Source organism: Achromobacter mucicolens (assembly GCF_902859725.1).
GTDB classification, from domain to species: Bacteria; Pseudomonadota; Gammaproteobacteria; order Burkholderiales; family Burkholderiaceae_B; genus Achromobacter; species Achromobacter mucicolens.
Genome location: NZ_CADIJP010000012.1, coordinates 54425 through 69408, shown reverse-complemented (window position 1 = coordinate 69408; position 14984 = coordinate 54425). Strand labels below are relative to the sequence as shown.

12 protein-coding genes are annotated in these 14984 nt (G+C 64.2%); 8 read left to right on the top strand and 4 right to left on the bottom strand.

All coding sequences use genetic code 11. The features are described 5' to 3' along the window. Nucleotides 1-61 precede the first annotated feature (61 nt). Both HV786_RS16755 and HV786_RS16750 read right to left on the bottom strand, forming a co-directional pair. Nucleotides 62-1387 carry an ABC transporter substrate-binding protein gene (locus tag HV786_RS16755; protein WP_128827361.1) on the bottom strand — a complete coding sequence of 442 codons (1326 nt, stop codon included), beginning with the start codon at nucleotides 1385-1387 and terminating at the stop codon, nucleotides 62-64. 115 nt (nucleotides 1388-1502) lie between these two features. Beyond that, the gene (locus tag HV786_RS16750) at nucleotides 1503-1925 is read right to left on the bottom strand and encodes a FlxA-like family protein (protein WP_128827362.1); all 423 of its coding nucleotides are present in this window, start codon (nucleotides 1923-1925) and stop codon (nucleotides 1503-1505) included. A 145-nt stretch (nucleotides 1926-2070) separates the two neighbouring features. On the opposite strand from HV786_RS16750, the gene HV786_RS16745 reads away from it, so the two are divergent. Then, the gene (locus HV786_RS16745; protein ID WP_062841738.1) at nucleotides 2071-3381 is read left to right on the top strand and encodes a solute carrier family 23 protein; all 1311 of its coding nucleotides are present in this window, start codon (nucleotides 2071-2073) and stop codon (nucleotides 3379-3381) included. A gap of 405 nt (nucleotides 3382-3786) precedes the next feature. After that, entirely contained in the window at nucleotides 3787-4263 is a 477-nt protein-coding gene (greA, locus tag HV786_RS16740; RefSeq protein WP_008158056.1) for a transcription elongation factor GreA, read from the top strand. 130 nt (nucleotides 4264-4393) lie between these two features. On the opposite strand, the gene HV786_RS16735 is transcribed toward greA, so the two are convergent. Beyond that, nucleotides 4394-4996, bottom strand: a complete 603-nt coding sequence (locus tag HV786_RS16735) for a YhbY family RNA-binding protein (protein WP_056326834.1) — start codon at nucleotides 4994-4996, stop codon at nucleotides 4394-4396. 18 nt (nucleotides 4997-5014) lie between these two features. On the opposite strand from HV786_RS16735, the gene HV786_RS16730 reads away from it, so the two are divergent. The 5 genes from HV786_RS16730 (at nucleotide 5015) to HV786_RS16710 (ending at nucleotide 10935) form a co-directional block, all read left to right on the top strand. Further along, nucleotides 5015-5647 (top strand): RlmE family RNA methyltransferase, encoded by a 633-nt coding sequence (locus tag HV786_RS16730; protein ID WP_056326836.1) that lies wholly within the window; start codon nucleotides 5015-5017, stop codon nucleotides 5645-5647. Between the two features lie 220 nt (nucleotides 5648-5867). Next, complete coding sequence (gene ftsH / locus HV786_RS16725; RefSeq protein WP_062841739.1) at nucleotides 5868-7754, top strand: ATP-dependent zinc metalloprotease FtsH; 1887 nt, start codon at nucleotides 5868-5870, stop codon at nucleotides 7752-7754. A gap of 18 nt (nucleotides 7755-7772) precedes the next feature. Further along, nucleotides 7773-8618 carry a dihydropteroate synthase gene (gene folP / locus HV786_RS16720; protein ID WP_056326840.1) on the top strand — a complete coding sequence of 282 codons (846 nt, stop codon included), beginning with the start codon at nucleotides 7773-7775 and terminating at the stop codon, nucleotides 8616-8618. After that, on the top strand, nucleotides 8615-9958 hold the full coding sequence (gene glmM / locus HV786_RS16715) for a phosphoglucosamine mutase (RefSeq protein WP_056326842.1): 1344 nt from the start codon (nucleotides 8615-8617) through the stop codon (nucleotides 9956-9958). Before folP ends, glmM begins: the two co-directional genes overlap by 4 nt. Nucleotides 9959-10128: 170 nt before the next feature. Further along, entirely contained in the window at nucleotides 10129-10935 is an 807-nt protein-coding gene (locus HV786_RS16710; RefSeq protein ID WP_128827363.1) for a GNAT family N-acetyltransferase, read from the top strand. Nucleotides 10936-11093: 158 nt separating this feature from the next. On the opposite strand, the gene ppx is transcribed toward HV786_RS16710, so the two are convergent. Further along, nucleotides 11094-12581: an exopolyphosphatase gene (gene ppx, locus HV786_RS16705; RefSeq protein WP_128827364.1), complete on the bottom strand. Its 1488-nt coding sequence runs from the start codon at nucleotides 12579-12581 to the stop codon at nucleotides 11094-11096. 219 nt (nucleotides 12582-12800) lie between these two features. Here ppx and ppk1 point away from each other — a divergent pair, with 219 nt between their 5' ends. Next, the gene (gene ppk1, locus HV786_RS16700; protein ID WP_128827365.1) at nucleotides 12801-14876 is read left to right on the top strand and encodes a polyphosphate kinase 1; all 2076 of its coding nucleotides are present in this window, start codon (nucleotides 12801-12803) and stop codon (nucleotides 14874-14876) included. The last annotated feature ends 108 nt before the right edge of the window (nucleotides 14877-14984 follow it).

Below are 14984 nucleotides of genomic sequence, written 5' to 3'. Positions count from 1 at the left end.
ACAAGCGCTGCCCGCGGCGGGCAGGTCAGGCCCGCTCGCCGCGTTCAGTGCGTCCTGCGTATCAGAGTGCGGCGGCTTGCCGCGCCAGCTTGACGGCTTCTTCGTAGTTGGCGCGCGCGCGGCCGTTCCACTCGCCCTCGAGCTGCGTGACCTGCTGATTGACAGCCGCGTCCTTCTTGTTGCCCGCGAAGATCGCCAGGAAGGCAGGATCGGCCGCCTTCTTGCTGTCCACCAACGGCGCCCAGGCCAGCTTACGCGCCTGGTCCAGCAGTTCCGCAGCCTTGCCGCTCTTGGCCTTGTCGCCCAGCTTGGCTTCGGCGTCGTAGATGGCTTTGGTGGCCGCTTGCAGCTCTTTCAGCCGGAACGTCACGGTCTGGTCGTACAGCGACTGCACGACGTAGTAGCGCGTCTGCGACAGGTCCGCATCGAAATGCACCTTGCTGCGCTTGGCGATTTCCGCCGGGTCGGGATAGCCCGGCGGGATCTTTCCGGCCAGGGCGGAGTAGGGCAGCACCGGCAGCCGCGAGATCTTCGGCTCCAGCAGCAGCTCCTGGCCTGCCTGGCTCAGCGTGAAGGCGATGAACTTCTTGCCTTCCTCGGTGTTCTTTGCGCCCTCGATCAGCGCGATGTTGGCCGGGACGATGGCCGTCTCGGAGGGATAGACGAATTCGACCGGGAACTTGGAATACTTGCTCGACAGTCCGAAGAAGTCGATGACCGGGCCTGCGCCGAACTGGCCGTTGTTCACGCCGTCCGGCACGCCGAACGAGCGCTCGGTCACGGCGCTGCTGTTGCCCGACATGCGAAGCAGCGTGCTCCAGCCCTCATCCCAGCCTTCGCCCTGCAGGATGGTCTCCACCGTCAGGTGCATCGTGCCCGAGCGCGACGGCGAGGTGATGCCCACATGGCCGAACCACTTGGGCGACAGCAGGTCCTTCCATTCCACGGGAGCCGGGATCTTGTGCGCCGCGATGTACCGGGTGTTGTAGATGATGCCGTAGCCCGCCAGCGCCTGACCTAGATACATGCCGCCCGGATCGTTGATGGGGTAGCTGCCGATCTTGTCGGGCACATCCTTGTTGGCGATGTCGGCCGACTTGGCCAGCAGCTTGTCTCGCCCCAGCACCTCGAACGCATCGGGCGCACTCGCCCAGAAGACCTCGGGGCGTTGGCCTGCCGGCGTCTCGCGCACGAAGGCGATGCCCGACACGGTGTTCTTGTTCAGGATTTCCAGGGTGATGCCTGGGTTCGCTTTTTCGAACGCGGTCTTGTAGGCCTGGGTCAGGTCCTTGGGGAACGACGTGATCACCGTAACGGTGCCGGCCAGGGCCGGCGCCGCGCAAACGGCCAGCAACGCCCCGGCCAGGGCTGTGCGCATAGCGTGCATGGTTTGTCTCCGTGGTTTTAGATTTGTCTGGAGACAGTACCGGCACGCCCGATGAGCGTCCAATCAGAAATTTTGATGCGCGCCATCAGTGACGGCGCCACATCGCTTGCCCGAATCAGGCTTGGGCCGACACGCCGGCCTGTTTGGCCGCCTGCGCCTGTTTCGCCAGGAGCTGCGAGATCTGGCCTTGGATCTGCACCGCCTGGGCATTGAGCGCCATGATCTGCTGCGCCTTCATTTCGGCCGACATGCCGCTTGCCTTCACTTTGGCGATCTGATCCATGATGCGCTTGAGCTGCTTTTGCAACTCCTTGATCTGACGGGTGTATTCGTCTTCGTTGTCGGTTTCTTCGGTGGCCTGCGCGTTGCCGACCTTGGTGGCGCCCGGATTGTTGACGCGGATCTTGCCTTCCGCGGTCACCGACACCGCATCCTGCCCCGAAGCGTTCTTCGCTTCCTTGTTGGCCTGGATCTTCTCGGCCCACAGATCTGCAAGGCTGCTGATCCGGGAGGTGCCGCTGATGCTGTTGATCGCCATGACTGTTCCTTTGTCTGGGATTTCGGGGTTTCCACTAATACGGCAATCGGCCGGCAAAACTTAAACGTTGCCCCCGCTTGATGGCCCCCTTTACACTGGCGCCCGCTCGCAGTTTGAAACCCTCTCGTACCACCCCGGGGAATCCATGTCCAACTCCTACTTTCCGCGCTGGCGCCTGGCGGACGACGCCGAGCCCGGCGTCATCATCGCGCCTGACGAACGGCTGTCCTGGCCCAAGAACGTCGCCATGGGCGCACAGCACGTCGTCGCGATGTTCGGCTCGACTGTCCTGGCGCCGTTGCTCATGGGGTTCGATCCCAACGTCGCCATCCTGATGTCGGGCATCGGCACGCTGATCTTCTTTCTGTTCGTGGGCGGCCGGGTGCCCAGCTACCTGGGTTCCAGCTTCGCGTTCATCGGCGGCGTCATCGCGGTGACCGGCTATGCCGGCGGCGGGGCCAACGCCAACATCGGTGTCGCGCTGGGCGCCATCATTGCCTGCGGTCTGGCTTACACGCTGATCGGCGTCATCGTCTGGATCGTCAATGCCCGGGCAGGCGGCGGCGCCAACTGGATCGATACCCTCATGCCGCCGGTCGTCACGGGTGCGGTGGTGGCGGTGATCGGCTTGAATCTCGCGCCCATCGCCGCCAAGGGCGCGATGGGCGCGTCGGGCTTCGATAGCGCCATGGCCATCGTCACGATCGTCTGCGTCGGCGGCATCGCCGTCTACACGCGCGGCATGGTGCAGCGCCTGCTCATCCTGGTCGGCCTGATCCTTGCCTGCGTGGTGTACGCGGTGCTGGCCAACGGCCTGGGCCTGGGCAAGCCCATCGATTTCTCCGCGGTGTCCGCCGCGGCGTGGTTCGGCCTGCCGCAGTTCTCGGCGCCGGTGTTCAAGGCCGAGGCCATGGGCCTGATCGTTCCGGTCGCCATCATCCTGGTGGCCGAAAACCTGGGGCACGTGAAGGCCGTCAGCGCCATGACGGGGCGCGACCTGGACCGCTACCTGGGCAGGGCATTCGTGGGCGACGGCGTGGCGACGATGGTGTCGGGCGCGGTCGGCGGCACGGGCGTCACCACCTACGCTGAGAACATCGGCGTCATGGCGGTCACGCGCATCTATTCCACGCTGGTGTTCGTGATTGCTGCCTTGATTGCGATCGTCCTGGGCTTCTCGCCCAAGTTCGGCGCGCTCATCCAGACGATCCCGGGACCCGTGCTGGGCGGGATGTCGGTGGTCGTCTTCGGTCTGATCGCCATTGCCGGCGCCCGTATCTGGGTCGTCAATCAGGTGGATTTCACCGACAACCGCAATCTCATCGTGGCAGCTGTCACGCTGGTGTTGGGCGCGGGCGACTTCACCATCAAGCTGGGCGACTTCACGCTGGGCGGCATCGGTACCGCCACCTTCGGCGCCATCATCCTTTATGCGCTGTTGCGCCGCACGAAGTAAACGCTGCGGGCCGGGGCGCCCTGGCGCCCCGTTTCAAGCCGCACAGGCAATCTTTCAGGTGTTTTTCAGCGGTAGCCGATCCCGAAAAACCCGCAGTCCGCATGACGGTTCGCCCCTACGGGCGGCATCGCCAGCGTTTTTGGCGCGAAATCGCGGGTTTTAGCGGGTTACAGCGGCGAAATGCGCCGAAAAGGCCGTTTTCTCCGGCGGCTTGCATTTCCCAGCAAGTTTGACCACAATATGAACTTGATTGCCCCGGTTCCGACCCGAGCCGGGGTTTTGTTTTGGTCGCCCGCGCCGCTCGCCAGTTTTTTTCAAGCATCAGATGGCAAGCGCGCCGGTCCAGCGGCCTTCACCGAGAACGCTCCTTCGGGGCGTTTTTCTACTTTTTGTTTGGGAAACGACATGTCTGCCATTCCTTTGACCGTGCGCGGGGCCGAGCGCTTGCAAGAAGAGCTCCAACGGCTGAAAACCGTCGAACGTCCTGCTGTGATCAACGCGATCGCCGAGGCTCGCGCGCAGGGTGATCTGTCGGAAAATGCCGAGTACGATGCCGCTCGCGAGCGCCAGGGTTTCATCGAGGGCCGGATTGCCGAGCTTGAAGGCACGCTTTCCAATGCCCACATCATCGATCCGTCCTCGCTCGAGGCCGAAGGCCGCGCCGTGTTTGGCGCCACCGTCGACATCGAAGACCTGGATTCGGGCGATCGCGTCACCTATCAGATCGTCGGCGACGTCGAAGCTGATATCAAGTCCAACCTGATTTCCGTGTCCAGCCCTGTGGCTCGCGCGCTGATCGGCAAGAGCGAAGGCGACGTGGTCGAGGTCATGGCCCCGGCTGGCGTTCGCGAGTATGAAGTCCTGGGTGTGCGTTACATCTGACGCAAACCCGTCAAGCAGTAAAAATGTCAAACCACCCTGGCCCTGACGCAACGTTCGTCTGAATTCCGCGGTACATTGCGGATCGCTATGGTGGACCGGGCGCGTAAAGCGCCCGTTTTTGTGCCTGGACTTACCGTTTTGCAGTCTTGCGGCTGGTGCCGCTGCGGGCTCCGGCGCGCAGGCTCAGCGCGCTGCCAGCGCGGCGCGGAATGCCGTGGCCGCTGGTGGTGGCGCGTTTGTTGGACGGCCGCATGGGCTTGCCCTTCTTGTTGAGTTCGTCCTGGGGGACGTAACGCTTCTTGGCGGGCGCGGGCTCTTCGGACTCGCTGCGGCGCGGGCGCTTGGCAAGGGTCCGGCCTTCGGCGGCCAGCTTCTTGGGCGTGTACGGCTCAGAGGCGCGGCGCTTGGCGGGGGCTTCGGGCTCCTGGGCGGCCAGCGCGGCGGGCTTGATGTTGCCGGGCAGCGGGCGGAACAGGATCAGGGTCTTGCCCAGGTGATGCACGGGCGCGCACGATAGCGTGTCGCAGATCGTGGCAAGCATGGCGTCACGGGCCTCGCGGTCGTCGCCGCCGGCGCGAACCTTGATGAGGCCATGCGACGTCAGCGCCCGGTCGATTTCCTTCAGCACGGCGTCGGTCAGGCCGTTGTCGCCAATCAGGACGACAGGGCGCAGAGGGTGAGCGGCGGACCGCAGGTCGCTGCGCTCACGAGAGGTAAGTTCTAATATAGGCATGCGTGGAATTGTACGGTAATGGCCAAGAATAAATTCTCTAAAGACTGGATTCACCAGCACATCAACGATCCCTATGTGAAGCTGGCGCAACAGAAGGGCTATCGCGCCCGCGCCGCCTTCAAGCTGATCGAGATTCTCGACACCGAAAAGCTGCTGCGCCGCGGCGATCTGGTCGTCGACCTGGGCTCCGCGCCCGGCAGCTGGTCACAGGTGGCGCGCGAACGGCTCGCGGGGCCGGGCGGCGTCGTGGACGGCCGCATTATCGCGCTGGACATCCTGCCCATGGAACCCGTGGCAGGCGTGGAATTCATCCAGGGCGACTTCCGCGAAGACGAAGTCTTGAAACAATTGGAAGACATGGTCGGAACCCGCGCGGTGGACCTTGTTATTTCCGACATGGCCCCCAACTTGTCCGGGGTGGGTATTGCCGATGCCGCGCGCATCCAGCATGTGTGCGAATTGGCGATGGAATTTTCCTGCGCCCACCTCAAGCCCAACGGGGCGCTGATCGTCAAGGCATTCCACGGCACTGGCTTTTCGCAGATCGTGGAATCCTTCAAAAAGCGCTTTCGCCGGGTGGTCGAACGCAAACCGAAGGCGTCACGGGACAAGTCCTCTGAAACCTTTCTGGTGGCGCGCGATCTGAAGTAACCCTTCCGTATCCATCCGGGGCAAGGTGCCCTGGCCAAGAAAACCCCGGCCCGCCGAGACAACGACCAGAAAACTCAAGAATCAAATGTAATTAAATGGGCCCCACGGCTGCCAGGACGCAACTCCGTCCTACAGGTTAGAATGGGCTATTGACATACTTGTGACTGTGCCATACGCGGGTGCACAGTCGCCGGTCGGAATCGAAAGCAGGAGATCGACCTTGAACAATTCATTTTCCAAAGTCGCTGTCTGGATGGTGATAGCCCTGGTGCTGTTCACCGTCTTCAAACAGTTCGACGGACGCGCTCAGACCCAGGACGGCGTGACCTACACGCAGTTCATGGACGACGCCAAGGCGGGACGCATCCGCAAGGTCGACGTTCAAGGCGACGTGCTGTACGTCACCCCGGACGCGGGCCGCGCCTATACGCTGACTTCGCCCGGCGATCTCTGGATGGTTTCCGACCTGCTGAAGTACGGCGTGCAGGTGTCGGGCAAGCCGCGTGAAGAGCAGTCGCTCCTGATGAGCATCTTCGTGTCCTGGTTCCCCATGCTGCTGCTGATCGGCGTCTGGGTGTTCTTCATGCGCCAGATGCAGGGCGGTGGCAGGGGCGGCGCGTTCAGCTTCGGCAAATCGCGCGCCCGGATGCTCGACGAGAACACCAACCAGATCACCTTCGCCGACGTTGCCGGCTGCGACGAAGCCAAGGAAGACGTCCAGGAACTGGTCGACTTCCTGCGCGACCCCAGCAAGTTCCAGAAGCTGGGCGGCCGCATTCCGCGCGGCGTGCTGATGGTGGGCTCGCCCGGTACCGGCAAGACGCTGCTGGCCAAGGCCATCGCCGGCGAAGCCAAGGTGCCGTTCTTCAGCATCTCCGGCTCGGACTTCGTTGAAATGTTCGTCGGCGTGGGCGCGGCCCGTGTCCGCGACATGTTCGAAAACGCCAAGAAGCACGCGCCTTGCATCATCTTCATCGACGAAATCGATGCGGTCGGCCGCCAGCGTGGCGCCGGTCTGGGTGGCGGCAACGACGAGCGCGAACAGACCCTGAACCAGATGCTGGTTGAAATGGACGGCTTCGAATCCGGCCAGGGCGTCATCGTGATCGCCGCGACCAACCGTCCCGACGTGCTGGATCCGGCGCTGCTGCGTCCGGGCCGTTTCGACCGCCAGGTTGTCGTGCCGTTGCCCGATATCCGTGGCCGCGAGCAGATCCTGAAGGTTCACATGCGCAAGGTTCCGCTGTCGCCCAACGTCGACGCGACCATCCTGGCGCGCGGTTGCCCGGGCTTCTCCGGCGCCGACCTGGCCAACCTGGTCAACGAAGCCGCACTGTTCGCCGCCCGCCGCAATGGCCGCACGGTGGATATGTCCGACTTTGAAAAGGCCAAGGACAAGATCATCATGGGCGCCGAGCGCCGCTCCATCGTGATGCCCGAAGAGGAACGCAAGAACACCGCGTACCACGAGTCCGGCCACGCGATCGTCGCGCGCATGCTGCCCAAGACCGACCCCGTCCACAAGGTCACCATCATCCCGCGCGGCCGTGCGCTGGGCGTGACCATGCAGCTTCCGGAAACCGACCGCTACAGCATGGACAAGGGCCGCCTGCTGTCCACGATCGCCGTGCTGTTCGGCGGCCGTATCGCGGAAGAGATCTTCATGGACCAGATGACGACGGGCGCCTCGAACGACTTCGAACGCGCCACCGCCATCGCCCGCGACATCGTCACGCGCTACGGCATGACCGACGAACTGGGCCCCATGGTCTACGCCGAGAACGAAGGCGAAGTCTTCCTGGGCCGCAGCGTCACCAAGACCACGCACATGTCCGAAGCCACCATGCAGAAGGTGGACACCGAGATCCGCCGCATCATCGACGAGCAGTACGGCGTTGCGCGCAAGATCCTGGAAGACAACCGCGACAAGGTCGAAGTGATGACCGCCGCGCTGCTCGAATGGGAAACCATCGACGCCGACCAGATCAACGACATCATGGAGGGCCGCCCCCCGCGTCCCCCGAAGACGCCGCAAGGCCCGTCGGATACGTCCGATACGCCGCCGACCGGCCTGGCTGCAGGCGGCAACACGGCAGCTGCGGTCTGAGGTCCTTCGTTCTGGGTTATGGCAAATAACTTCCTTTGCGGGCGCTTCGAGTTTGATCTCGAGCGCCCGCTTGTCATGGGCATCGTCAATGTCACGCCGGACTCGTTTTCCGACGGCGGCCAGCACGACGATACCGATTCCGCGGTGGCGCATGCGCGCCGGCTGATCGACGAAGGCGCGCAGATCCTGGATCTTGGCGGCGAGTCCACGCGGCCCGGCGCAGACCCCGTGTCCGTGTCCGACGAGCTGGACCGGCTGCTGCCGGTGGTCGAGGCGCTGCGCGACTGCGGCGTGCCGCTGTCCATCGACACCTTCAAGCCGGAGGTCATGCGCGCCACGCTGGACGCGGGCGCGGACATGATCAACGACATCTATGGTTTCAGGCAGCCGGGCGCGATCGAGGCGGTCTCGCAATCGCGCTGCGGCCTGTGCGTCATGCACATGAAAGGCGAGCCGCGCACCATGCAGGCGGCGCCGCCCGAGTACACCGACCTGATCGGTGAAATCGGCCTGTTCCTGGGGGCACGCGCGCAAAAGCTGCGCGCGGCCTGGATCGATCCTCGGCGCATCGTGCTGGACCCGGGTTTCGGGTTCGGCAAGACGGCCGACCAGAACTTTCAACTGCTGCGCCGGCTGTCCAGCCTGCGCAGCACCGGTTATCCATTGCTGATCGGCCTGTCGCGCAAGAATATGATCGGCCAGGCCACCGGCCGGCCGGTCGGCGACCGGCTGCCCGGCAGCATTGCCGCCGCGCTTGCCTGCGTCGCGCGTGGCGCCTCCATCGTGCGCGTGCACGATGTTGCGGCCACCGTGGATGCGCTTAAGGTATGGCAGGCGGCTGAACAAGGAGCTATCAGTTCATGATTCGACGCAAATATTTCGGTACCGATGGCGTACGCGGTGAAGTCGGCGGTCCGGTGATCAACGCCGAATTCGCGCTGCGGCTGGGCTACGCGGCTGGCCGCGTGCTGGCGCGCGAGCACGCGGTGCGCGGCGCGACGCGCCCCCAGGTCGTCATCGGCAAGGACACGCGGATTTCCGGCTACATGCTGGAATCCGCGCTGGAGGCGGGGCTGTCCGCCGCCGGCATCGACGTGCTGCTGGCCGGCCCGATCCCCACGCCCGCCGTGGCCTACCTGACCCGCGCTCTGCGCCTGGTCGCCGGCATCGTCATCAGCGCATCGCACAATCCCTACCAGGACAACGGCATCAAGTTCTTCTCGGCGCAGGGCATGAAGCTGCCCGATGACATCGAAGCCGATATCGAGGCCGCGCTGGACGAGCCGCTGGGCTGCGTCAGCTCCGAAGGCCTGGGGCGCGCGCGCCGCATGGGCGATGCCCAGGGCCGCTACATCGAGTTCTGCAAGAGCACGTTCCCCAACGATCTGGACCTGAACGGCATGACCATCGTGGTCGACGCCGCGCACGGCGCCGCCTACAACATCGCCCCGCACGTCTTCCGTGAGCTGGGCGCCGAAGTCCACGCGATCGGCGTGAACCCGGACGGTTTCAACATCAACAAGGGCGTGGGCGCGCTGCACCCCGAGCTGCTGGCCAAGGAAGTCAAGGCGCGCGGCGCCCAGCTTGGCATTGCGCTGGACGGCGACGCCGACCGCCTGCAGATGGTCGATGGCGAGGGCCGCATCTACAACGGCGACGAGCTGATGTACGCCATCGTGCGCGAGCGCATGCAGCGCGGCAAGGTCGAAGGCGTCGTGGGCACGCTGATGACCAATTTCGGCTTCGAGCGCGAAATGAAGCGACTGGGCGTGGGTTTTGACCGCGCCAATGTCGGCGACCGCTACGTCCTGGAACAGATGCAGTCGCGCGGCTGGCTGTATGGCGGCGAAAGCTCAGGCCACCTGCTGTGCCTGGACTGCCACTCCACCGGCGATGGCATCGTGGCCGCCTTGCAGGTCCTGACGGCGCTGCGCCGCAATTCGGCCGCGCTGGGCGATTGGGTCAGTGATCTGCGCATGTATCCGCAGAAGATGATCAATGTGCCGCTCACGCCCGGCATGGACTGGAAGACGCACCCCGGCCTGACCGCGGCGCGCCAGGCTGTCGAAGCCGAACTGGACGGCCGCGGCCGGATTCTGATCCGCGCTTCGGGGACGGAACCCAAGCTGCGTCTGATGGTCGAGGCCGAAGACGAGGCGCTGGCGACCAATTCGGCCGAGAAGCTTGCACAAAGCCTGGGGTAAACCCTGAGTTTTCGTTTTAATATGTGGGCCACGCGTCGAAATTCGCCGCGTGGCCTTTGTTTATATGCTCTTTCTGTACCGGCCTAATCTTCATAGTCACGTAACATATTGGTCAAGTCATTGACATACAGGGCGTCCACACTGGCTGGACTCTCTAGGAGCTTCGCGCAATGCTGGAATTAGCACGCATCAACCCGAGCCGCAGTACCGCAGAACCCTGGACGGGCGCCTCGCCGAAGGTCCTGGCGGTCGGCCTGGCGCGCACCGCCGAAGAAATAGAGCAGATTCAACGCCTGCGCTATGACGTCTTTACGGAAGACATGGGTGTCGTCTTTCCAGATGCGCAAGATGGCATCGAACAAGACCGCTTCGATCCCTTCTGTGAACACCTGATGGTGCGTGAGCTCGACACAGACCGGGTCGTCGGCACCTATCGGATACTGACCCCTGAAAAGGCCCTCGAAGCCGGCGGCTATTACTCGCAGTCTGAGTTCGACCTGTCGGGACTGGGCGCCATCCGCGACGAAGTCGTCGAGGTCGGCCGCTCGTGCACCCACGCGGATTACCGTGGCGGCGCGGTCATCATGCTGTTGTGGTCTGGCCTTGCCGAATACTTGCGCCGTGGCGGTTACGAATATGTGCTTGGTTGCGCCAGCGTCAGCCTGCGCGACGACGGCGTCACCGCAGCCGAAGTCTGGCGCACGGTCGCCAAGCAGATGCCCCAAGGCGACGAGCCGCGCGTCACGCCGCTGCACCGCTACCCGGTCGAAAAGCTCAACAGCACCCTGCCGGCCCGCGTGCCGCCGCTGATCAAGGGTTACCTGAAGCTGGGCGCCAAGGTTTGCGGCGAACCCGCCTGGGATCCGGATTTCAACGCCGCCGACTTCCCGGTCCTCTTGAAGATGGAGCGCATGGACGAGCGCTACCGCCGCCACTTCGGCCTGGATCAGCCGGCCGTCCTCAATACTCAGCGCTAGACACCACTACCATGCGCCGCCTGCTCCGCCGAATGACTATCAGACTGATACGGCGGGCCACCCGGCCGCTGCGCATGGAACTCAGGCGGCTCGATCGGGAAACCGATCTGTCGCCATTTTGAAGCGCCGGGGCGGCCAGGCCGCCCCGCGCGGCCGCTTCAGAACTCCAGCAACTCGAACGAAAACCCGACCTTGTTCCACTCGGCTTCTTCCGCGCGCAGCGTGAAGTCGCTGAGCGGATGTTCGGCCAGCCATTCGCGGTTGACGCGCACCACGATGGAGTTGTCGCGGACCGAGGCGGTCAGCGGCAGGGGCTCGATCTCGCCGCGGCGGCGGAACAGCAGCACGGCCAGACGCAGAGCCAGAATGGCTTTCCACTGCGGGCGCGACCGCACCAGGGGTTCCAGCTTGACGAGCTTGCCCTGGTGACCCAGCGCCAGCAGGGCCAGCAGTTGCTGGTCCGCGCGCGAGAAGCCGGGCATGTCTGCGTTTTCGAGCACGTAGGCGGTGTGCTTGTGATACGCGTTGTGCGCGATCGACAAGCCCACTTCGTGCAGGTCTGCCGCCCAGCCGAGCGCGGGCCGCAGTTCGGCGCGTTCCTGGCCTTCCGGGAACATCGCATCGAACAGGGTGAGGGCGGCGTGGCGCACGCGGCGCGCCTGGTTCACGTCGACGTGGTAGCGCTTCATGAACTGGCGCACCGATTCATCGCGTTTGTCGTGCTCGTCGTCGCGGCCCAGCAGGTCGTACAGCACGCCCAGCCGCAGCGCGCCGTCGCCGGTGTGCATGACGTCGATGCCCAGTTCGTCGAACAACGCGCTCATGATGGCCAGCCCGCCCGGGAGCACGTCGGCGCGCTCGATCTTGATGCCGGGCAGCTCGGACGGGATGACGCGGCCCGAGCGCACGAGGCGGTCTTTCAGCTTGTTCAGCCCGACGCGCGTGATGCCGCGGTTGGAATAGCCGCCTTCGGTCAGGATGGCAAAGAGCGCCTTGGCCGTGCCGGAAGAGCCATACACTTCCTTCCAGCCCGTCTTGCGGTACTGCTTGGCGATGACTTCGATTTCGCGGCGCGCGGCCAGTTCGGCCTGTTTCATCTGGTGGGCGTCCACCACGCCGTCCGAGAAGAACTGGCGGCTGTAACTGACGCAGCCCATGTAAAGCGAGGACATCAGACCGGGTTCGAGCCCCTTGCCGATGATGACTTCGGTGGAACCGCCGCCGATGTCGATGACCAGGCGCTTGTTGGGGGAGGGGGGCAGGGTGTTGACCACCCCCGTGAAGATCAGGCGGGCCTCTTCGCGGCCGGCGATGACTTCAATCGGAAAACCCAGCGCGGCTTCGGCCCGGGGCAGGAAGTCTCGCGTGTTGCGGGCGACGCGAAAAGTGTTGGTGGCAACCGCGCGCACCCGATTGGGGTGAAAGCTGCGAAGCCGTTCGCCGAAGCGTTCCAGGACGGCGATGGCGCGATCGATGGCGTCGTCGCTAAGCCGTTTTTCGGCATCCAGGCCGGCGGCCAGCCGGACGGTTTCCTTGAGGCGGTCGATCTGGTAAATCTGGGGCGTACCGTCCTGCTGAACGATGCGTCCGATGGAGAGGCGAAAGCTGTTGGACCCGAGGTCCACCGCGGCCAGAAGTTGATCCATGCGGCTCGTGATATTGGCTGTGAGGTGGACCGATTATAGAGACCCCATGTGACAACGCCTTCGGCTTCGGGTTTTTGCTTATGGAACAGGCGCTTGCAAGCGTCAGGCCGATGCGCCATATGTCCCGTATTTGACGTACCCTTAGCGAATGGGCGCTGTCATAGAACCGTCACTCTTTTGCAGTAAAACTTCACGCTCTCTTTTCGTATGGAATCCGGTATGCCCACACGTCCGCCAGGCGAGCCCTTGCTCATGAATCGCGAATTGTCGCTGCTCAAGTTCAATGAACGGGTGCTGGCGATGGCGGAGAACCCCAAGACGCCGCTCCTTGAGCGGCTGCGCTACGTGTGCATCGTCAGTTCCAACCTGGACGAGTTCTTCGAGATCCGGATTTCCAGTCTGAAAGAGCAGCAGCGCCAGTCGCCCAACCTGGTCGGCCCGGACGGCATGACGCCGGACGAGGCTTTCGACTGCGTGCAGCAGGCCGTGCATGAATTGGTGGGCCGCCAGTACAACCTGCTCAACGACGACATCCTGCCGGCGATGCACGCCGAGGGCATCGCGCTGCATCACGCTTCCGAATGGAACGCCGCGCAGCAGGAATGGGCGCGCGACGTGTTCCATCGCGACGTGATGCCGCTATTGACGCCCATCGGGCTGGATCCCGCGCATCCGTTTCCGCGCGTCTACAACAAGAGCCTGAATTTCATCGTGTCGCTGGCGGGCGCCGATGCCTTCGGCCGTCAGGCATCGATCGCCATCGTCCAGGCGCCCCGAGCCCTGCCGCGTTTGATCAAGATGCCCCAGGAACTGTCGGGGCAGCCCGAAGGCTACATCCTGCTGACCTCGCTGCTGCGCGCCTTCGTGGGCGAGCTGTTTCCGGGCCTGGAGATGCTGGGCTGCTATCAGTGGCGCGTCACCCGCAACAGCGACCTCTTCGTGGACGAGGAAGAAGTCACCAACCTGCGCCATGCGCTTCAAGGCGAGCTGTCGCAGCGCAACTTCGGCGCGGCCGTCCGGCTGGAGATCGACAAGCTGACGCCGGTCGAACTCGAAACGTTCCTGCAGCGCGAGTTCTCGCTCAAGGCGGACGACACCTACCGTGTGCCGGGCCCGGTGAACCTGTCGCGCCTCATGCAGCTGTGCAATTCCGCGGCGCGCCCGGATCTGCTGTTTCCCGACTATCGTGCCCCCGTGCCCGCGCCCTTTGACCGGGTCGGCGACAAGCCGGCCGATCTCTTTGAAGCGGTGGCCGAATGCGACCGCCTGCTGCACCACCCCTACCAGTCGTTTCAGCCCGTCATCGATTTCCTGACTGCGGCCGCGCTGGATCCCGACGTGATGGCCATCAAGCAGACCATCTACCGTACCGGCGAGGACTCCGAGCTGATGAAGATCCTGCTGGCGGCCGCGCGCGCCGGCAAGGAAGTGACGGTGGTCGTGGAGCTGATGGCCCGATTCGACGAGCAGACCAACATCAACTGGGCTTCCAAGCTTGAAGAGGTGGGGGCGCATGTCGTCTACGGCGTGGTGGCGCACAAGACGCACGCCAAGATGGCGGTCGTGCTGCGCCGGGAAAAAGGGCGTCTGCGCCGCTACGCCCACCTGGGCACCGGCAACTACCATCCCCGCACGGCGCGGCTGTACACCGATTTCGGACTGCTGACTGCGGATCCCAAGCTGTGCGAGGACATGGACAAGGTCTTCGCCCAGCTGACCGGCCTGGGCGCGCGGCGGGCATTGAAGTCGCTGATGCAGTCGCCGTTCACCCTGCACGAGGGCATGGTGTCGCTGATCCGCGCCGAGGCGCGCGCCGCCAAGGCGGGCAAGCGGTCGCGCATCATGGCCAAGATGAATTCCCTGCTCGAAGAGCAGATCATCGCCGAGCTTTACAAGGCCAGCCAGGCAGGCGTGAAGATCGACCTGATCGTGCGTGGCGTCTGCGCCCTGCGCGCCGGGGTGCCGGGCTTGTCGGAGAACATCCGCGTGCGTTCCATCGTGGGCCGCTTCCTGGAGCACTCCCGCGTCTTCTATTTCTATGCCGAGGGCGAAGAGACGGTGTACCTGTCGTCTGCCGACTGGATGGACCGCAATTTCTTCCGGCGCGTGGAAATCGCTTTCCCGATCTATGACAAGACGCTCAAGAAGCGCGTCATCGACGAAGCGTTCACCTATGCCCTGCGCGACAACCAGCTCGCCTGGCAGCAGCAACCCAGCGGCGACTACGCGCGCGTCAAAAGCCGCCGCGAGCCCTTCAACGTGCACCAGTTCCTGATGCAGAAGCTGGGCGTGTAACACCGACATGGCGGCAAACCGTCCCTGATATTGCAGCGGGTGACGAGCGCCGCTCCATGCCGGTCCCCGGGCTTGAGCACGGCCCCGGGCAGCCCATTTCCGCAGTGG